General features: G+C 67.4%; 15 protein-coding genes. 10 read left to right on the forward strand and 5 right to left on the reverse strand.

Translation table 11 applies throughout. The features are described from left to right. The first annotated feature begins 386 nt into the window (after positions 1-386). Positions 387-2759, forward strand: a complete 2373-nt coding sequence (locus tag ACV229_RS07705) for a GNAT family N-acetyltransferase (protein WP_448082522.1) — start codon at positions 387-389, stop codon at positions 2757-2759. A 526-nt stretch (positions 2760-3285) separates the two neighbouring features. Here the strand turns inward: ACV229_RS07705 and ACV229_RS07710 are convergent. Both ACV229_RS07710 and ACV229_RS07715 read right to left on the reverse strand, forming a co-directional pair. After that, positions 3286-3837, reverse strand: coding sequence for a hypothetical protein (locus ACV229_RS07710; protein WP_448082523.1), 552 nt, complete (start codon positions 3835-3837; stop codon positions 3286-3288). A gap of 204 nt (positions 3838-4041) precedes the next feature. Then, entirely contained in the window at positions 4042-4863 is an 822-nt protein-coding gene (locus tag ACV229_RS07715) for an IclR family transcriptional regulator (RefSeq protein ID WP_448082524.1), read from the reverse strand. A 573-nt stretch (positions 4864-5436) separates the two neighbouring features. Here ACV229_RS07715 and ACV229_RS07720 point away from each other — a divergent pair. Continuing rightward, entirely contained in the window at positions 5437-6285 is an 849-nt protein-coding gene (locus ACV229_RS07720; RefSeq protein WP_448082525.1) for an ureidoglycolate lyase, read from the forward strand. A 214-nt stretch (positions 6286-6499) separates the two neighbouring features. Here the strand turns inward: ACV229_RS07720 and ACV229_RS07725 are convergent, their stop codons facing one another. Next, entirely contained in the window at positions 6500-6883 is a 384-nt protein-coding gene (locus ACV229_RS07725) for a VOC family protein (protein WP_448082526.1), read from the reverse strand. Between the two features lie 109 nt (positions 6884-6992). Here ACV229_RS07725 and ACV229_RS07730 point away from each other — a divergent pair, with 109 nt between their 5' ends. Further along, on the forward strand, positions 6993-7634 hold the full coding sequence (locus tag ACV229_RS07730; RefSeq protein ID WP_448082694.1) for a CGNR zinc finger domain-containing protein: 642 nt from the start codon (positions 6993-6995) through the stop codon (positions 7632-7634). 16 nt (positions 7635-7650) lie between these two features. Here ACV229_RS07730 and prpR read toward each other — a convergent pair whose 3' ends face one another. Then, positions 7651-9651, reverse strand: a complete 2001-nt coding sequence (gene prpR, locus ACV229_RS07735; protein ID WP_448082527.1) for a propionate catabolism operon regulatory protein PrpR — start codon at positions 9649-9651, stop codon at positions 7651-7653. A 172-nt stretch (positions 9652-9823) separates the two neighbouring features. Between prpR and prpB the strand changes: the two genes are divergently transcribed. The 7 genes from prpB (at position 9824) to ACV229_RS07770 (ending at position 19077) form a co-directional block, all read left to right on the forward strand. Continuing rightward, entirely contained in the window at positions 9824-10717 is an 894-nt protein-coding gene (gene prpB, locus ACV229_RS07740) for a methylisocitrate lyase (protein WP_448082528.1), read from the forward strand. Positions 10718-10814: 97 nt separating this feature from the next. After that, a complete protein-coding gene (gene prpC, locus ACV229_RS07745; RefSeq protein ID WP_448082529.1) occupies positions 10815-11987 on the forward strand; it encodes a bifunctional 2-methylcitrate synthase/citrate synthase in 1173 nt (390 codons plus the stop codon). Positions 11988-12069: 82 nt separating this feature from the next. Further along, complete coding sequence (gene acnD, locus ACV229_RS07750; RefSeq protein ID WP_448082695.1) at positions 12070-14667, forward strand: Fe/S-dependent 2-methylisocitrate dehydratase AcnD; 2598 nt, start codon at positions 12070-12072, stop codon at positions 14665-14667. A 24-nt stretch (positions 14668-14691) separates the two neighbouring features. Continuing rightward, positions 14692-15882, forward strand: coding sequence for a 2-methylaconitate cis-trans isomerase PrpF (gene prpF / locus ACV229_RS07755; protein WP_448082530.1), 1191 nt, complete (start codon positions 14692-14694; stop codon positions 15880-15882). A 407-nt stretch (positions 15883-16289) separates the two neighbouring features. Then, the gene (locus ACV229_RS07760) at positions 16290-16739 is read left to right on the forward strand and encodes a response regulator transcription factor (protein ID WP_448082531.1); all 450 of its coding nucleotides are present in this window, start codon (positions 16290-16292) and stop codon (positions 16737-16739) included. Positions 16740-16983: 244 nt separating this feature from the next. Further along, the gene (locus ACV229_RS07765) at positions 16984-17781 is read left to right on the forward strand and encodes a hypothetical protein (RefSeq protein WP_448082532.1); all 798 of its coding nucleotides are present in this window, start codon (positions 16984-16986) and stop codon (positions 17779-17781) included. Positions 17782-18009: 228 nt separating this feature from the next. Next, positions 18010-19077, forward strand: a complete 1068-nt coding sequence (locus tag ACV229_RS07770; protein WP_448082533.1) for a CaiB/BaiF CoA transferase family protein — start codon at positions 18010-18012, stop codon at positions 19075-19077. A 73-nt stretch (positions 19078-19150) separates the two neighbouring features. Here the strand turns inward: ACV229_RS07770 and ACV229_RS07775 are convergent, their stop codons facing one another. Beyond that, complete coding sequence (locus ACV229_RS07775) at positions 19151-19594, reverse strand: PaaI family thioesterase (RefSeq protein WP_010090127.1); 444 nt, start codon at positions 19592-19594, stop codon at positions 19151-19153. Positions 19595-19746 lie beyond the last annotated feature (152 nt).

A 19746-nucleotide genomic window follows, 5' to 3' on the forward strand; every position in this document is an offset into this window, starting at 1 on the left:
GCCAGCCCGCGATTTGCGCGGTGCATGCGCGATGGATGTTTCCATCACCTTTCGCCTGTTCGCGCATTCCCGCGCGCAATTCCCGAACGTTCTCACCTTCGCTCCCGTAAATCCTCACCTTTGCCGGATGCGCGTGATGCACCGGATTGTTGCAAGCACCGTTCCGGTCGCGACTGGCGCCAACGGATGCATGCGTTCGTGCCGCCGCGACGGGGCGGCCGCAGGTAATTGCATGTTGCGCGGCTTGACTCGCGTCGGGTAGCTGTCCGTTCGGCATATAGGCAGCCGCGGGCGCTTCGCCTATGCTTTGGATTCGCGTCGCCCGGAACGCTGCCTGCCGGGCCCGGTTCGAATCCCGCCGTCTTTCGTTACCGTATGGAGCCGATGTGACCGTTCGCCATCTCGATGCACTGTTCCAGCCCAAATCCGTCGCGGTCATCGGCGCGTCGCCGCGCGCGGGCAGCATTGGCGCGATGGTGTGGTCGCGCGTGCTCGATGGCGCGTTCCAGGGCCCCGTGTGGCCGGTCAATCCGAAATACGACACGCTCGACGGGTACAAGGTCGTGGCGGACGTCGACCGGTTGCCCGCGCCGCCGTCGGTCGCGGTGATCTGCACGCCGCCCGCGACGTGGCCCGGCATCGTGCGCAAGCTCGGCGGCCTCGGCGCGCGCGTCGCGGTGATTGTCGGCGAAGCGCGTACGGACGCGGATCGCATGGCGCTCGAGCGCACGCTCAAGGCCGCGAAGCCATTCGTCCTCCGTATCGTCGGGCCGGGCAGCCTCGGCGTGCTGTCGCCCGCGCGACACGCGCATTTCGGCGCGCCGGCGTATACGGTTCGCTCGGGCGGCGTCGCGTGGGTGTCGCAGTCGAATGCGCTGACGAATGCCGTGCTCGGGTGGGCGCACGCGCGCGGGCTCGGCTTCTCGCATGTGGTTGCGCTCGGGGACGAAGCCGACGTCGATGCCGGCGACGTACTCGATTACCTCGCCAGCGATCCCGGCACGCGTGCGATCCTGCTCGAACTCGATACCGTGTGCGCCGCGCGCAAATTCATGTCGGCGGCGCGCGCGGCTGCGCGCAACAAGCCGGTGCTCGCACTGCGCACCGGCCGTGCCGACCCGGGCGACGCGCTGTATACGGCGGCGTTCCAGCGCGCGGGGATGGTGCGCGTCGACGCGCTCGACGATCTGCTCGACGAGATCGAGACGCTCGGCGTCGGGCGCGTGACGGCGCGCGGCGCCGCGACGCTCGTGACGAGCGACGCGGGCGTCGCGAAACTGGCGGTCGATGCGGTGTCGGAGGAGCGTGACGTGCTGGCCGATTGGCCTGTGGCGGCGACGGCTGCGGTGTCGAACGCGTTGCCGCATCTCGATGCCCCCGGCAATCCGCTGACGCTCGGCGACGACGCGCGTCCCGAGCACTTCGGCGCGGTGATCGGGGCGCTCGCGCCGTTTCCGCAAACCGGCACGCTGTTCGTCGTGCATTCGACGTCGCACAGCGCGCCTGCCGACGCGGTCGCGCGCACGCTGATCGAGTCGCGCCAGCACGCGCATCGCGGCATCCTCGCGTGCTTCTTCGGCGCGGTCGATGCGGCGACACGTGACGCGCTGCATGCGAACGGCATTCCCGTGCACACGACGCCGCAGCGGCTCGCGCGCGCGTACGCACGCCTCGTCGACTACAACCTCGGCCGCGAACTGCTGATGCAGACGCCCGAAGGCACGCCGCTTCAGCCGGCTGCCTGTGTCGCGTCCGCGCAGGCGGAGGCGCGCCGGCTGCTGGACGCGGGGCAGCGCGAACTGACCGGGGCGCCGGCCACGCAGTGGTTGTCTCATTTCGGTCTGCAAGGCGAACGCGGCGCCGACGAACCGGCCGAGACGGCGATCGTCGACGTGACGGTCGACATGCACGACGACCCGAATTTCGGTCCGGTGTTCCGTTATGCGGTGCCGCCGGCGGACGGTGTGTCGGCGCCGTTCGTCGTCTACGGACTGCCGCCGCTGAATACCGTGCTTGCGCGTGCGGTGATGGAGCGCTCGCCGTACGCGCGCCGCGCGCCGGTCGAGCCGGCGCTCGGCGCGTTCACGGCGCTGTCGCAGGTCGTGTGCGACGTGCGCGAGGTGGTCACGATGTCGGTCACATTGCGCATACTGGCCGACCGGGTGCGGGTGATCTCGCCTCGGATCACGCTGGCGGCCGGACGCAGCCGGCTTGCGATCATGCCGTATCCGCGCCATCTGGAGCATACGCTCGCATGGCACGGCGAGACGATGACGCTCAGGCCGATCCGCCCGGAGGACGAAGCGGCCCACAACGCATTGCTCGGCGCGATGACGCCGGAGGATCTGCGGATGCGTTTCTTCGGCGCAGTACGCAGTTTCGATCATTCGCAACTGGCGCGCATGACGCAGATCGACTACGACCGCGAGATGGCGTTCATCGCGTCCGTCGGCGACGGAACCGGCAGTGCGCAGACCCTCGCGGCGGTGCGTGCGGTGACCGATCCCGACAACGAAACCACTGAATTTGCGATTGCCGTCCGGCCCGATCAGAAGGGCAAAGGGCTCGGGCGGCTACTGATGGCGCGCATCATCGAATACGCGCGATCGCGCGGCACAGCGTGGATGGTCGGCGAAGCGCTGCGTGAGAATACGGCGATGATTTCACTGGCGAGGGCGTGCGGCTTCGAGGTCACGGCGACGGAGGAACCCGGTGTCGTCGGCTTCAGGATGAAGCTGCAACCAACCCCTGATGCATGACGCGCATCGCGTGCGGCGCAGGCGGGCCGCGATGCTTGGCATACCGATACCGATACCGATAGCGCTTGCCGATCCAGAGCGGGCGAAGCGACGCGTGCGGAAGCAAACAACAACGCCGCCGTATCGCAATCGCGTCGAAGGTGAGCCTTTTCGGGAGCCACGAGTGCGCCTCTCCGAGGGCACCGGGTGAGCTTTTACGGGAGCTGGCAGTGAGCTGTTACAGGAGCTGGCGGTGAGCGTTCCCGGGAGCGGCCAGTGAGCATCTACGGGAGCCGCCAGTGAGCCTTTGCAGGAAGCATTGGTGAGCCTCTGCGGGAGAAACCGGTGAGTGTCTGCGGGAAGCGTCGGTGAGCCCTTGCGGGAGCTTCCGGTGAGTGTGTCCGGGAGCGCGAGGTGAGCTTCTGCGGGACGTCGTGGAGAGGCGTGACGGGAGTTGAGGTGAGGTTTTTCGGGAGCCCGTTTCCGCGCGGCTCCCGGTGGCTGCGGCGCCGGCCTGCGCGACCTGCGCGCAAGCCGCGCGATGCGCTCAGGCGGCCAGTTTCGTCGCCGCGTCGTTCACCTGATCGCGCGAGATCGCGAGTTCGGCAAGGTGCGCATCGGCATAAGCGCCGCCCGTTTCGCGCTCGAGACGGGCGATCGTCAGCGCGCAGCGGGCCGCATCCTTCGGCATCGCGATGAAGCGCTTGACGGATTCGCCGGACGTGAACGCGTCGAACAGCGCGCCGCGGACGTCGTCCGGGAGCGTCTTGGTCCATTGATACGGCTTGCCGTTGAACGTGATCGTCGGCGGCAGCGTGCGTTCCTTCTTGGTCGCCGTGATGAGGCCGTACGTGCGGGCCGCGTCGCCGATCTGGTCGGGCGAGAAGAGCTCGTCGGGCGTAATCGCGAATTGTTCGATGTAGTTTTCGATCGCCTGCATCGCGGCGGCGCGGTCGTCGCGCTTCTTCTGCGCGCGCGCGACGATGTCGCGCAGCTCGTCTGCCTCTTCGGGCGTGATCGTGAAGCTTGCCTGCTTCTGCTGAAGTTCGGAGAAACGCTGGAATTCGAGATCGGTCAGAAGTTTGGCCATGACATCCATCGGGTACGACAGCCAGCCGGACCGGCCATCGCAGTGTTTGAGAGGGCCGCTATTTTAGCGTAGCGTCGCGAGCGCAGCGATCGGGTGGCGCCGCGCGAGCCATGTGCAGCGTTTGGCGGACGCACATAGGCCGCGCGACGGGCCGATGCAGGCGGGCGGCAGGCGGGCCGCCCGTCGCGGCCCGGTCTCGTTGCGATGCGCGTGTCAGTCCACGTCGGTGCGGCACATCGACAGCATGGCGGCCGTACGTTGCAGGCGCTCGACCACCACGTCGGCGGACGGCGCCTCATGCGCGTCGATGCGGCGCATGTACGGGCAGGTCAGGACCGCGATCGCATGGCCGGACGGGCCGAGAATCGGTGCGCTCAGGTCGGTCACGCCGAAGGCCTGGCGGCTTTCCTGGCGCAGGAATCGGGTCTCGCGGATCGCGTGGCACGCCTGCGCGAGTTCATGCTCGTTCAGCGGTGCTTCGCCCTTGACCTTGCGATGCTCGGACAGCATGTGCGCACGCTGGTCGGCTGCCTGGAAGGCCAGCATCACGCGTCCGGACGCGGTATCGGCGAGCCCGACACGCGAGCCGAGCCGGACCGACACGCCCCACGGGCCGGGCCCGTCGACCTGCGCGATCACGAGCAGATTGCCGTGATCGTAGACGGTCAGGTGGCACGATTGCTCGGCTGCATCGGCGAAGCGCTGCATTTGCGGCAGCGCCTCGCCGATGAAGCGGTTCATCGGCGGATGCCGGTGGGCGAGCGCAAACAGCTTGAGGCTGAGCGTATAGCGGTCGCCGCCCGTCGAGCGCATCACGTAGCGGCGCGCGACCAGCCGTTCCAGCATCCGGTAGATTTCGCTCGCGTTGCGGCCGAGTTCCTTGGTGATTTCGGTGCGGGTGAGACCTTCCTTCTGTTCCGACAGCAGCTCGAGAATATCGAGCCCCTTGTCGAGCGCGGGCGCGCGGTAGCGGTCGATTCCGGCATGGTCTCCTAGGGCGTCATTGCCGGAGAACCGGGCATGGGTCGTTTGCATCGTGTTGGTATCGTAGTCGGTGAAATGCTGGCGATCTGCCGACGACGCGCACTTGCCGGCTTTGCAACGCCCTTGTGTAAAGCCCGTACGTGTCGGCGAATCCGCCGCAGTCGAGCTTAACAACAAACTATCAGTGTGCAATGTCGCGCCTTCTTACAGATCGTTACCAAATAGGAACGGATAACTTTCATTTCCGATGACAAACGTTTGCGAAATCTGCGGGCCAGATGCGGGGCGGGATGGCGCGGCAGTGTGGGGTGTCGTCGTGACGGGAACGTGACGCGTTCGTCGCCGGTGCCGGACATCCGTGGCATTCGGCGGTCAGGCCCGCGCAGCCGCCGCGCTGCTGCACTGCCACGCTGCTGCACTGCAAGACCAGCATGTGCTGCAATAGTCGGTATCCGTCGAGCGTCATTTCACGGTGCGCCGCCGGTGGTAAAAAGTCTGGCGGGCAAGCGGCGACGCGGCCGCGTGCGATCGATGATCGACGATTGACGATTGAATCCGGCGCGCGGCTGCAGCAGCGGCATCGCGCCGCTATCCTGTCACATTCGAAATGAGAGGTTGAGCTCGATGAAACTGCTTCGCTATGGCCCGTCCGGCCAGGAAAAACCCGGCATCCTCGACGCGGAAGGCCGGATTCGCGACCTGTCGGCACACGTGCCGGATCTTGCCGGCGACACGCTGTCCGACGGCGGTCTTGCGCGGCTGCGCGCGATCGATCCCACGACGCTGCCGCTCGTGCCCGGCGAGCCGCGCATCGGCCCGTGCGTCGGCCGGGTCGGCAAGTTCATCGGGATCGGGCTGAACTATGCGGACCATGCGGCCGAGGCCGGCATGCCGGTGCCGACCGAGCCGGTCGTGTTCGGCAAGTGGACGAGTTCGATCTGCGGGCCGAACGACGGGATCGACATTCCGAAGAACTCGGTGAAGACCGACTGGGAGGTCGAACTGGGCGTCGTGATCGGCGCGCCGTGCAAGGACGTCGACGAGACGCGCGCGCTCGATTACGTCGCGGGCTATTGCGTCGTCAACGACGTGTCCGAGCGCGAATGGCAGATCGAGCGCGGCGGCCAGTGGGACAAGGGCAAGGGCTTCGACTCGTTCGGCCCGATCGGCCCGTGGCTCGTCACGCGCGACGAAGTGCCCGACCCGCAGCAGCTCGACCTGTGGCTCGAGGTCGATGGCCACCGCTATCAGAACGGCAACACGCGCACGATGGTGTTCACGGTCGCGCAGCTCGTCGCGTACCTGTCGCGCTGCATGAGCCTGCAGCCGGGCGACGTGATCACCACCGGCACGCCGCCGGGCGTCGGCATGGGCATCAAGCCGGCGCCGGTGTTCCTGAAGCCGGGGCAGACGGTGCGCCTCGGGATCGAAGGGCTCGGCCAGCAGCTGCAGCGCACGCGCGGCGCGCAGTAACGCCGAGCGCGCAGTACCAGGCGCGCGCTCGGCCGCACTGGCGTGACGGTCGGCGCGCGCCGCAATCGTGATGGTCGCGGCGCACGCCGTGCATCTGCCGCACGACATCATCCCGTTCGAATGACGGCTTCGGCCGTCAACCGCGCAGATTCCGGATCCGGGGCGATCCGCGCGCAACTGCGTTCCCGGCCGAACCGGCCAACGCGTCACACCCTCACACGATGTTGTCCAGCTCGCAGTGCGCTTCCAGCCGATACCCGTCGGGATCCGTGACGAATGCCGCGTAATACCCGGGGCCGTAATGCTCGCGTCTGCCGGGCCCGCCGTTGTCGACGCCGCCGTGCTCGAGCGCGGCCCGGTAGAACGCATCGACTTCCACCGGCGACGACGCCTTGAACGACACGTGCAGCCCCGATTCCGGATCGGCAATGACGGGGCGCGGCGTATGCATGAGCCACAGAACGGGCTCGGCGGTGCCGTAGCCGAGCGACGATGCGTCGCCGACCAGCCGCTTGTAGCCGAGCGCGCCGAGCGTGCTGTCATAGAACGCGCGGCTGCGGTCGATCTGCGCAACGCCGAGGGAAAGGTGATCGATCATGACGATGGCTCCTTGTGACTGCGTGGGTGTCAGTACGGCAAGTACGGCAAGCGAGTCTTAACCACCATGCTGGTTATGCTAGGAAAGGCCCCAGCGCTTGTCAACCGGTATGGTGGTTAGATACGATCCCGACATGAGCGACACGCACATTTCCGCCGCGGCGGACTTCCTGGTTCCGGCGCCGCCGGAAGCACTGAGCATCGATTTTGCGAACACGCTGTACTGGCGCGGGAGCGAGACGCCGACGGAAACGCTCGGCACGATCGACGACCTGCTGGCCTGGTGCCGCGAGCACGCCGGCATTCCGGCCGGGCTGGCCGATGCCTGCCGCGCGGCGTGCAGGGACGACGGACAGGCTTGGCTGGACAGCGCGCTGGCGCTGCGGGAGACGTTGTATCGCCTCTACTTCGTGCAGGCGGAACGGCAGGAGCCGCCGGCGCGGGACGTCGAGACTTTGCGCGGCTATCTCGCGGAAGCGGCGCCGCGTGTCGCGCTGGCGCGCACGCGCGACCAGTATGCTTGGCAGGTCGGGCGCGACGCCGCGACGCTCGGCGGGCTGCTGAGCCCGGTGTTGTGGTCGGCGATCGACCTGCTCGGCGGCGCGCGTCTCGCGAAGGTCAAGCGGTGTGCGAACGACGCGTGCCAGTGGCTGTTCGTCGACGACAGCAAGAACGGCAGCCGCCGCTGGTGCTCGATGTCGTCGTGCGGCAATCGCGCGAAGGCCTATCGTCACTACCACAAGGCGGACTGACGCCCGCACCGCGCGGCTACTTCGCGGACAGCTTCCGCCATAGCGTGGTCTTGCTGATGCCGAGCATCGCGCATGCACGGTCGCGATCGCCGCCGCAGGCATCGAGCGCCGCGCGGATCTCGTCCGCTTCCGCGCGCCGGCGGCGCGCCTGCAGCGTTTGCGCGTCGTCCGGGTCCGCGGCCGCCGCAGTTGCCGCAGTCCTATTCGGCGCCCCGAACAGCTCCGGCGCGATCGCCTGCAACGCGTCCGGATCGAGCACGCCGCCCGTGCCGGCCTGCACGTCGTCACCGGCTTCCTCCGCCAGTTCCACGGCAATCCGCTCGATCACGTTCTGCAGTTCCCGCACGTTGCCGGGCCACTGGTAGCGCGTCAGGATCGGCTGCACCGCGTCGAGCACGCGCGCCGCGTTGCCGCCATCGCGCAGGCTGTCGGCGAGCCGCGGCTCGCGCCGCGCGGCCTGCACCAGCAGCGCGGCCGCGAGCGCGGGGATGTCGGCCGGGCGCTCGCGCAGCGGCGCCAGCCCGACGTTCAGGATGTTGAGCCGGTAATAGAGATCCGCGCGGAACGTGCCGTCCTCGACGGCCGCGAGCAGCGGCCGGTGCGTTGCGGCGATCACGCGCACGTCGATGCGGATCGGCTCCGTCGACCCGAGCCGGATCACCTCGCGCTCCTGCAGCACGCGCAGCAAGCGGCTCTGCAGCGACGGCGGCATCTCGCCGATCTCGTCGAGGAACAGCGTGCCGCGGTGTGCGGCTTCGAACAGGCCCGTCTTGCCGCCGCGCCGCGCGCCGGTGAACGCGCCTTCCTCGTAGCCGAACAGCTCGCTTTCGAGCAGCGCTTCCGGAAACGCGCCGCAGTTGATCGCGACGAACGGATAGCTGCGCCGCGCAGACAGCGCGTGCAGGCTCTGCGCGATCATTTCCTTGCCGGTGCCGCTTTCGCCGAGCACGAGCACCGTCGCGTCGGATTTCGCGTAGCGGCGCACGAGATCGCGCACGCGCGCCATCGGCGCCGACGCGCCGACCACGTCGTCGAGCGTGTAGCGCGCCGCGAACTGCTGCGTGTTCGGCTGCGAGCGCAGCGCGCGATCGAGCCGTTCGACCGCGCGCGATTCCTGGAACGTCAGCACGCTGCCCGACAGCACGCCGCGATCGACGAGCGGGCCGCGGTGCACGACGTAGCGCACGCCACGCACGGTCGCGAGCGCGTCGCCGTCGTCGCCGCGCAGCGTGCGCAGCTCCGGCGTCAGGTCGACGAGCGCGCGCCCGACGGCCGCCGCGGGTTCGACCCCGAGCGCGAACGCGAGCCGCTCGTTGATCGCCTCGACGCGGCCGCGCGCGTCGAGCGCGACCACGCCGTCGCGCAGGTGCTGGAGCAGGGTGTCGAGGCGCTGGCGGCGCAGTGCCTCGGCGTGCGTCGCATACGCGACTTCGAGCGCGGTATCGACCGCCTTGCGCACCGACGCGTGCGAATACAGGAACACGGCGCCCATGCCCGCGCTCGCGGCCAGGTCGGTGACGAGGCCGGGACCGACGATTGTCTCGATGCCGCGGTCGCGCAATTCGTGCACGCACGTTTCCGCTTCCTGAGCGGACTGATATGACGCAAACTCGACGTCGAGGCCGTACGCGGCGACGAAGCGGCGCACCTCGGGCGGCGTCTCGCCGACGCTGACGAGCGCGATCCGCGACGCGTCGCGCCGGGCGCGCGCGAGCGCCTGCATCACGTCGAAGCCGGTCGGCGTGACGACCACGACCGGTACTTGCGCGCGCGTCTTCAGGAAGCCGCCGTTCGAGCCCGCCGCGACGATCACGTCGGGCCGCGCGGCGCCGGCCTCGGCGATCGCGTTGAGCGCCTCCTCATAAGCGCGTGACACGATGCGCACATCGGCGCGTTCGTCGAATTCGCCGGCGATCTCGCGAAAGAGGTCCCGCAGACGGCTGATGCCCATCGCCCAGATGCGCGGCCGCACCGCGCGGTCGGCCGGGCCGACGGGCTTGATCGAGGAGAGGTCCATGGCGACCGATTATGCGCGCGGGATTTCATTTTTGGAACATGAGATTTCCAAATTGAAATCGTCAGGCCTGTCCGGCATGCGGCCGGTTGCTTAAGAATCAGTGGGTTAGCGGCGACGCGCGAGCTGGCCCGATCCTTGCTGTTCCAACGTGCATTCCCTCAGGAGGCCGTTCATGAGCAACACGCATCTTCAAAGCGCCGGCGCGAAATTCCGCGCGGCAGTCGCGGCCGAGCAGCCGCTGCAGGTGGTCGGCGCAATTACCGCGTACGCGGCCAAGATGGCCCAGGCCGTCGGCTTCAAGGCCGTGTACCTGTCGGGCGGCGGCGTCGCCGCGAATTCGCTCGGCATCCCCGACCTCGGCATCAGCACGATGGAAGACGTGCTGATCGACGCGAACCGGATCACCAACGCGACCGACCTGCCGCTGCTCGTCGACATCGATACGGGCTGGGGCGGCGCGTTCAACATCGCGCGCACGGTCCGCTCGTTCATCAAGGCCGGCGTCGCGGCCGTGCACATCGAGGACCAGGTCGGCCAGAAGCGCTGCGGCCACCGTCCGGGCAAGGAGTGCGTGCCGACCGACGAGATGGTCGACCGCATCAAGTCGGCGGTCGACGCGCGCACCGACGACCAGTTCGTGATCATGGCCCGCACCGACGCGGCCGCGGCCGAAGGGATCGACTCGGCGATCGAGCGCGCGGTCGCATACGTCGAAGCCGGCGCGGACATGATCTTCCCGGAAGCGATGAAGACGCTCGACGACTACCGCCGCTTCAAGGCCGCGGTGAAGGTGCCGATTCTCGCGAACCTGACCGAGTTCGGCTCGACGCCGCTGTTCACGCTCGACGAGCTGCGCGAGGCGAACGTCGACATCGCGCTGTACTGCTGCGGCGCGTATCGCGCGATGAACAAGGCCGCGCTGAATTTCTACGAGACGCTGCGCCGTGACGGCACGCAGAAGGCGGCCGTGCCGACGATGCAGACGCGCGCCGAGCTGTACGACTACCTTGGCTATCACGCCTACGAGCAGAAGCTGGACGAGCTGTTCGCGCAGGGCAAGAAGTAACGCGGCCCGACATACGAATCTGGAAGCTTTGCATGGAACCGGACGAGGCGCTGAAGCGCCAGGTCCGGTCGACATCTGAATACTGGAGAACGGAAACATGAGCGAGACGAAAGACGCAGCAGCACCGGCCGCCGCAGGCGCGTTCAAGCCGAAGAAGTCGGTCGCGCTGTCGGGCGTGACGGCCGGCAACACGGCGCTCTGCACGGTCGGCAAGACCGGCAACGACCTGCACTATCGCGGCTACGACATCCTCGACGTCGCGGAGTCGTGCGAGTTCGAGGAAATCGCGCACCTGCTCGTGCACGAGCGGCTGCCGAACCTGACCGAACTCGCCGCGTACAAGGCGAAGCTGCGCGCGATGCGCGGCCTGCCGAGCGCGCTGAAGGCCGCGCTCGAGCAGATTCCGGCGTCCGCGCACCCGATGGACGTGATGCGCACGGGCGTGTCGGTGCTCGGCACCGTGCTGCCGGAGAAGGACGACCACAACCTGCCCGGCGCGCGCGACATCGCCGACCGCCTGATGGCGTCGCTGGGCTCGATGCTGCTGTACTGGTATCACTTCTCGCACAACGGCAAGCGCATCGAGACCGAAACCGACGACGACTCGATCGGCGGCCACTTCCTGCACCTGCTGCACGGCAAGGCGCCGTCGAAGTCGTGGGTCGACGCGATGCACACGTCGCTGATCCTGTACGCGGAGCACGAGTTCAACGCGTCGACGTTCACGGGCCGCGTGATCGCGGGCACGGGCTCGGACATCTACTCGGCGATCACCGGCGCGATCGGCGCGCTGCGCGGGCCGAAGCACGGCGGCGCGAACGAGGTCGCGTATGAAGTCCAGAGCCGCTACAGCTCGCCGGACGACGCCGAAGCGGACATCCGCCGCCGCGTCGAGAACAAGGAAGTCGTGATCGGCTTCGGCCACCCCGTCTACACGATCTCCGATCCGCGCAACAAGGTGATCAAGGGCGTCGCGCACAAGCTGTCGAAGGAAGCGGGCGACCTGAAGCTGTACAACATCGCCGAGCGCCTCGAGTCGGTGATGTGGGACGCGAAGAAGATGTTCCCGAACCTCGACTGGTTCAGCGCGGTGTCGTATCACATGATGGGCGTGCCGACCGCGATGTTCACGCCGCTGTTCGTGATCTCGCGCACGTCCGGCTGGAGCGCGCACATCATCGAGCAGCGCGTCGACAACAAGATCATCCGCCCGAGCGCGAACTACACGGGTCCGGAAGACCTGCAGTTCGTGCCGATCGAGAAGCGCTGATCGCAAGCAGCGCGCGGCGGCCGATGCATGTCGGATGCACGGCCGCCGCGCGCTGAACGTCCTATCCAGGTTGCCCCACATGATGAATACCGCCTACCGCAAACCCCTGCCCGGCACGTCGCTGGATTACTTCGACGCGCGCGCCGCGGTCGAAGCGATCGCGCCCGGCGCGTACGACACGCTGCCGTACACGTCGCGCGTGCTCGCCGAGAACCTCGTGCGCCGCTGCGATCCGGCGATCCTCGCCGATTCGCTGAAACAGATCATCGAGCGCAAGCGCGAACGCGATTTCCCGTGGTTCCCGGCGCGCGTCGTGTGCCATGACATCCTCGGCCAGACGGCGCTCGTCGATCTCGCCGGCCTGCGCGACGCGATCGCGGAGCGCGGCGGCGACCCGGCGAAGGTGAATCCGGTCGTGCCCGTGCAGCTGATCGTCGACCACTCGCTCGCCGTCGAGTGCGGCGGCTTCGATCCGGACGCGTTCGCGAAGAACCGCGCGATCGAGGATCGCCGCAACGAGGACCGCTTCCACTTCATCGAGTGGACGAAGAAGGCATTCGAGAACGTCGACGTGATCCCGCCCGGCAACGGCATCATGCACCAGATCAACCTGGAGAAGATGTCGCCGGTGATCCAGGCGCACGATGGCGTCGCGTATCCGGATACCTGCGTCGGCACCGACAGCCATACGCCGCACGTCGACGCGCTCGGCGTGATCGCGGTCGGCGTCGGCGGCCTGGAAGCCGAGAACGTGATGCTCGGCCGCGCGTCGTGGATGCGCCTGCCCGATATCGTCGGCGTCGAGCTGACCGGCAAGCGCCAGCCGGGCATCACCGCGACCGACGTCGTGCTCGCGCTGACCGAATTCCTGCGCAAGGAGAAAGTGGTCGGCGCGTACCTGGAGTTCCGCGGCGAAGGCGCGGCGAGCCTCACGCTCGGCGACCGCGCGACGATCTCGAACATGGCGCCCGAATATGGCGCGACGGCCGCGATGTTCTTCATCGACGGCCAGACGATCGACTACCTGCGCCTGACGGGCCGCAGCGACGAGCAGGTGAAGCTCGTCGAGACCTACGCGAAGCAGGCGGGCCTGTGGGCCGACACGCTGCACCACGCGCAATACGAGCGCACGCTGACGTTCGACCTGTCGGGCGTCGTGCGCAACATGGCCGGCCCGTCGAATCCGCACAAGCGGCTGCCGACGTCGGATCTCGCCGCGCGCGGAATCGCCGGCCAGTGGGAAGAGAAAGCGGGCGAGATGCCCGACGGCGCGGTGATCATCGCCGCGATCACGAGCTGCACGAACACCAGCAACCCGCGCAACGTGATCGCCGCGGCGCTGCTCGCGCGCAACGCGAACGCGCGCGGCCTCGTGCGCAAGCCGTGGGTGAAGAGCTCGCTCGCGCCCGGCTCGAAGGCGGTCGAGCTCTATCTGCAGGAAGCGAACCTGCTGCCGGAGCTGGAGAAGCTCGGCTTCGGCATCGTCGCGTTCGCGTGCACGACCTGCAACGGGATGTCCGGCGCGCTCGATCCGAAGATCCAGCAGGAAATCGTCGATCGCGACCTGTACGCGACGGCCGTGCTGTCCGGCAACCGCAACTTCGACGGTCGCATCCATCCGTATGCGAAACAGGCGTTCCTCGCGTCGCCGCCGCTCGTCGTCGCGTATGCGATCGCGGGCACGATCCGCTTCGACATCGAGAAGGACGTGCTCGGCCACGACCAGGACGGCAAGCCCGTCACGCTGAAGGACATCTGGCCGACCGACGAGGAGATCGATGCGATCGTCGCGTCGAGCGTGAAGCCCGAGCAGTTCCGCAAGGTCTACGAGCCGATGTTCGCACGTAGCGCCGACGCCGGCGAGCGCGCGGCGCCGCTGTACGACTGGCGTGCACAGAGCACGTACATCCGCCGTCCGCCGTACTGGGAAGGCGCATTGGCCGGCGAGCGCACGCTGCAAGGGATGCGTCCGCTCGCGGTGCTCGGCGACAACATCACGACCGACCACCTGTCGCCGTCGAACGCGATCCTCGCGAACAGTGCCGCCGGCGAATACCTCGCGAAGATGGGCCTGCCGGAAGGAGACTTCAACTCGTACGCGACGCACCGGGGAGACCACCTGACCGCGCAGCGCGCGACGTTCGCGAACCCGACGCTGATCAACGAGATGGCGGTCGTCGACGGCGCGGTGAAGAAGGGCTCGCTCGCGCGCGTCGAGCCGGAAGGCAACGTGATGCGGATGTGGGAAGCGATCGAGACGTACATGAATCGCAAGCAGCCGCTGATCGTCGTCGCCGGCGCCGACTACGGCCAGGGCTCGTCGCGCGATTGGGCCGCGAAGGGCGTGCGGCTCGCGGGCGTCGAGGCGATCGTCGCCGAAGGCTTCGAGCGGATCCACCGGACGAACCTGATCGGGATGGGCGTGCTGCCGCTCGAGTTCAAGCCGGGCACGAACCGGACGACGCTCGGCATCGACGGTACCGAGACGTTCGACGTGATCGGCAAGCGCACGCCGCGCGCCGACCTGACGCTCGTGATCCACCGCAAGAACGGCGAGCGCGTCGAGGTGAGCGTCACATGCCGGCTCGATACGGCCGAGGAAGTGTCGATTTACGACGCGGGCGGCGTGCTGCAGCGCTTCGCGCAGGACTTCCTCGAATCGTCGCAGGCGGCGGCTTGACCGGGGCACATTGAGAACACACACATGGCTCACATTTCTCAAATCAGGATTCCCGCGACCTACCTGCGCGGCGGCACCAGCAAGGGCGTGTTCTTCCGCCTGCAGGACCTGCCCGAGGCCGCGCAGGCGCCGGGCGCCGCGCGCGACGCGCTGCTGCTGCGCGTGATCGGCAGCCCCGATCCGTACGGCAAGCAGATCGACGGGATGGGCGGCGCGACGTCGAGCACGAGCAAGACGGTGATCGTGTCGAAGAGCGCGCGGCCCGGCCACGACGTCGACTACCTGTTCGGCCAGGTGTCGATCGACAAGGCGTTCGTCGACTGGACCGGCAACTGCGGCAACCTGTCGGCGGCGGTCGGCCCGTTCGCGATCAGCGGCGGCCTCGTCGATTCGGCGCGCGTGCCGCGCGACGGCGTGGCGACCGTGCGGATCTGGCAGGCGAACATCGGCAAGACGATCATTGCCCATGTGCCGATCACGAACGGCGCTGTGCAGGAAACCGGCGACTTCGAACTGGACGGCGTGACGTTCCCGGCCGCGGAAGTGCAGCTCGAATTCATGGACCCGGCCGCCGAGGAAGACGGCGCGGGCGGCTCGATGTTCCCGACCGGCAACCTCGTCGACGATCTCGCGGTGCCGGGCGTCGGCACGCTGAAGGCGACGATGATCAACGCGGGCATCCCGACGATCTTCGTCGAGGCCGAGGCGATCGGCTACACGGGCACCGAGCTGCAGGATGCGATCAACGGCGACCCGAAGGCGCTCGAGAAGTTCGAGACGATCCGCGCGCACGGCGCGCTGCGGATGGGGCTGATCGACACGCTCGACGAGATCGCGACGCGGCAGCACACGCCGAAGATCGCGTTCGTCGCGAGGCCGGCCGACTACGTTGCGTCGAGCGGCAAGCGCGTCAAGGCGGCCGACGTCGACCTGCTGGTGCGCGCGATGTCGATGGGCAAGCTGCATCACGCGATGATGGGCACGGCGGCCGTCGCGATCGGCACGGCCGCGGCGATTCCGGGCACGCTCGTGAACCTCGCGGCGGGTGGCGGCGAGCGCCAGGCCGTGCGCTTCGGGCATCCGTCGGGCACGCTGCGCGTGGGCGCGGAAGCGAAGCTGGACAACGGCGAGTGGACCGTCACGAAGGCGATCATGAGCCGCAGCGCGCGCGTGCTGATGGAAGGCTGGGTGCGCGTGCCGGGGGATGCGTTCTGACGCGGCACGACCGGTGCGAACGGCCCGGGCCGCCGCGCCACTGTTAGCCCGATCCCTGCGAAGCGGACCCCGCCGAGCAGGGATTTTTCGTTTGGAGGGGGGCGTCGCGAACGCCATCCGACCGAAAGGCACGGAGCCTGAGCAAGTGCCGGAAATCCGGCAATTAATGGAAATTACAATTACGCAAAAAAACGTTTCCATGCGCAATCTAACCATCTTGCCCGATATCGGTCCTTCTGCTCGTCACGTCAATTTGACCTGTCTCGTCGTACTCTGAAAATCAATGTATCTTCCTGCGTGACTGGTGACATCGTTATTCGTCGTTCCAGTCACGCAAAAGCATCGCCAACTGTATCGCATCTCCCTGACCGCTTCTCTCCCGCCGCAAATCGCATACGACCGGACCGATGGATTCGGATCCCGCGCTCACGCCGCGAGAAAAGGAAGTCATGGATCTGCTGCGCCTCGGGCTCAGCAACAAGGCAATTGCCGCGCGTCTCGGGATCGGACTGGATACCGCTCGTCGTCACGCGAGCCGCGTCAAGCAGAAAACCCGCATTCCTTCCGTCACCGCATTGCCGTGCCTCGATCTTCCCGATGAGCCCGACTGGCTGGATCGGCTCGACGTGGTCGGCAGCCGGTTGGGCAAAGCCGAAATCCGCGTACTGTGGTTGCTGTGTCAGGGATACAGCAGCAAACGAATCGCGCGCGAACTTCAAATCAGTCCCCGCACCGTCGACAAGCACCGCGAGCATTTGCTGCGCAAATTCGAACTCCAATCGACGCGCCAGCTGACTGCATGGCTTGCCGCTCAATACGCGAAATGTGGCATGGCCAATTCGTCGGAAGAAACCTAGTCTGATTCCATGCTTTTTACATGTTCGCAATCGCGAAATTCACGAATGAATTCAAAAGATTCGTTTTACGCGCGAAGCTCGCCCGGCGTAAGTCGTCTCCTTTTCGGCGAGCACCTAGAGGAGCCTGAAAATGAGCATTCTGAAAGTTTGCCGTTGGCCGAAGGGGAAAGGACCCTGGGAATCCTTTGCGCAGGGCGAGGGGGAATTCAAGAAAAAGGTCGGGGAGACGATTGCGATCTCGAAAATGACTACCACCGAGGGGCTCACGTCGTCACACACGTACTACGTCTATCAGGGCTCGCATGACGCCCAAGGCCAGAAGGTCGTGTGCACGCACATCGATCCCGGCGGGAAGTCGGCGAAATTCGTGGTGCAGGAGGTGACGTTCGCCGCCGCGGAATTCGACGCACTCGTCCAGTCGTTCCAGGTCACCATGGCGGCTGCCACGAAGACCGTCGACATCGGGATCGGACCGAAGGACTACAAGACGCTGAAGCAAGGCGGCTACAACCTGTGTTTTGCGAAGAAGGTGGGAGATGCTGCGTACAACGTCGTCTGGCGCGCGTCCTTCGAGTACCTGGAAGACAACGAGTTTTCCTGGACGCCGATCTACCAGATCTTCGGGGCCAACCGGTATCAGGACGGCGTCACGGTGAAGGCGTCGACCAAGAAGGTCGCGATCGGCATCGGGGAGATCATCACGCTCGACAAGCTCGGCCAGTTCGGCCCCCCTTCGACGGGCGGCGAGGTGACTGCGATCAACATGTTGAACGACTACGGCGAAATCCATCCCGGCATCTGCCAGCTGAGCACCGGTGTCGGCGGCGAAACCATCAGCACGCCGATCTACGCGGCGCCTGAAGTCCTGGTGTCGGGCGAGGCGTCGTTCACCCCGATCGAGAGGGTGCTCGTCTGGTTCGAGCAGAACATCGAGACGTCGACCATTTTCTCGAAGGCGCGGTCGCGCAGCATCGAAGTCGACCTCACGACCACCAACTCGACGGCACGTGTTTACGAAGGAGGGCAATGGAGAACGCCGTAACGCGTCGGGGTACGGAAGGGTGACAAGCCGGTCGTCGAGATCGACCTTTCCGATGTTTCTACTGCGAACCAGCTGTATCGCGACCAGTCGTGGGTGATACCCTGAACGAAAGGGCCGGCGGAATCACGCCGGCCCTTTCGCTCTTTCGCCCGTGCGGCGCGGCTGTCGTTTTCCGCGGCGTCCGGCATGTCCGATTGCCCATCCTGATTACGTTCCAGCGAGGTCGATATGTCACTCAATGCGCCGCTCGCCGGCGTCCACGTCGTCGAATTCGAAGGTCTCGGCCCCGGCCCGCTCGCGGGCTGGATCCTCGCCGGGATGGGCGCGCGGGTCACGCTGATCGCGCGTCCGGCCGGCCGCACGAGCGCGCCAGACGCGCTGCAAAGCCGCGACGGCGACCTGCTGCGCGAGGGCAAGACGGTCGTGCCGCTCGACCTGAAATCGCCGGCCGGGCGCGACGACGCGCTCGCGCTGATCGCACGCGCCGACGCGCTGATCGAAGGGCTGCGGCCCGGCGTGATGGAGCGCCTCGGGCTTGGGCCGGCGGACTGCGCACCGCATAACCCGCGGCTCGTGTACGGCCGGATGACCGGCTGGGGCCAGACAGGCCCGCTCGCGGCCGCCGCCGGGCACGACCTGAACTACGTCGCGCTGACGGGGCTGCTGTCGCTGTCCGCGCCGCGCGGCACGGACGGCGACAAGCCCGGCCTGCCGCCGACCGTCGTCGGCGATGCGGGCGGCGCGCTCGGGCTCGCGTTCGGGATCGCCTGCGCGCTGTTCGACGTGCGCGCGGGCGGGCCGGGGCGGGTGGTCGACGGCGCGATCGTCGACATCGTCGCGATGCTCGGCATGCTCGCGTTGTGGGCGCGCGCGAACGGCCAGCTCGATGGCGCGCAGCCGAGCCTCTTTCACGACGCGCCGTTCTACGACGTCTACCGCTGCGCGGACGGCGCATGCGTGACGATCGGCGCGCTCGAACCGCCGTTCTATGCGCTGCTGGTCGAACGCCTCGGCCTCACCGACGTCGATCCGGCGTCCCAGTACGACCGCGCGCGCTGGCCGGCGCTGAAGGCGCGTTTCGCGGACGTGTTCGCGCAACAGCCGTCCGCGCACTGGCGCGCGCTGCTGGAAGGCACCGACGCATGCTTCGCGCCGGTGCTGAGCGTGGCCGATGCGGCCAAGCATCCGCATAACGTCGCTCGCGGGATCTATCGCACCGAGGCGGACGGCACAGTGCGCGCGGGCGTCGCGCCGCGCTTTGCGCCGCTGGCCGGCGAAAGTCCGGACGGGTGCTAGCGCAGGTCCGCGGCGCTCATTGCGCAGCGTCCTTCTGGGGGCCGGCGCAAGTCCGCTTGCGCGTGAACAGGCCCTACGCCGCTTCCTCCGGCGCGCCGGGAACCTTGCCGTCGCCGACGCGGTTGATCGTCCCTTGCGCGATCGCGACGAGCCGCTCGTGATCGCCGTCGATGACGAACACGTGACACTGGCAGGTCGCCTGCTGCCGCCCCGCGTAGACGAGCTTCGCGCGCGCGACGAGCGTGCCGTTCACCGCCGGCCGCAGATAGTTGATCTTGTATTCGGCCGTGATCACGCGCGGCCCGAGCGCGAGCGCGCCCGCGAACGTCAGCGCGTTGTCGGCGAGGTAGCTGATGACGCCCCCGTGTACGTAGCCGTGCTGCTGCCGCAATTCGTCGCGCACGGGCAGGCACAGCGACACCTCGTGCTCGCCGATATGCATCAGCTCCGTGCCGAGCAGCATGCTGAACGGTTGCGCCCGCAATGCGCCGCGGGCGTGATCCACGATGTCCGTCATCGACTTCCCCACAATGAGTGCCGCTTGCGCTGAACTCTAGGAAGGGGGGCGCGGATAAGCAAGGAAATTCGTCCGCGTTTCTTGCGATCGGCGGTATCCGGCGACGCGATTATTGCGTCGACCGCGTGCATTCATGCTCATTTGCAGGCGAT

The organism is Burkholderia sp. MR1-5-21 (assembly GCF_053427715.1).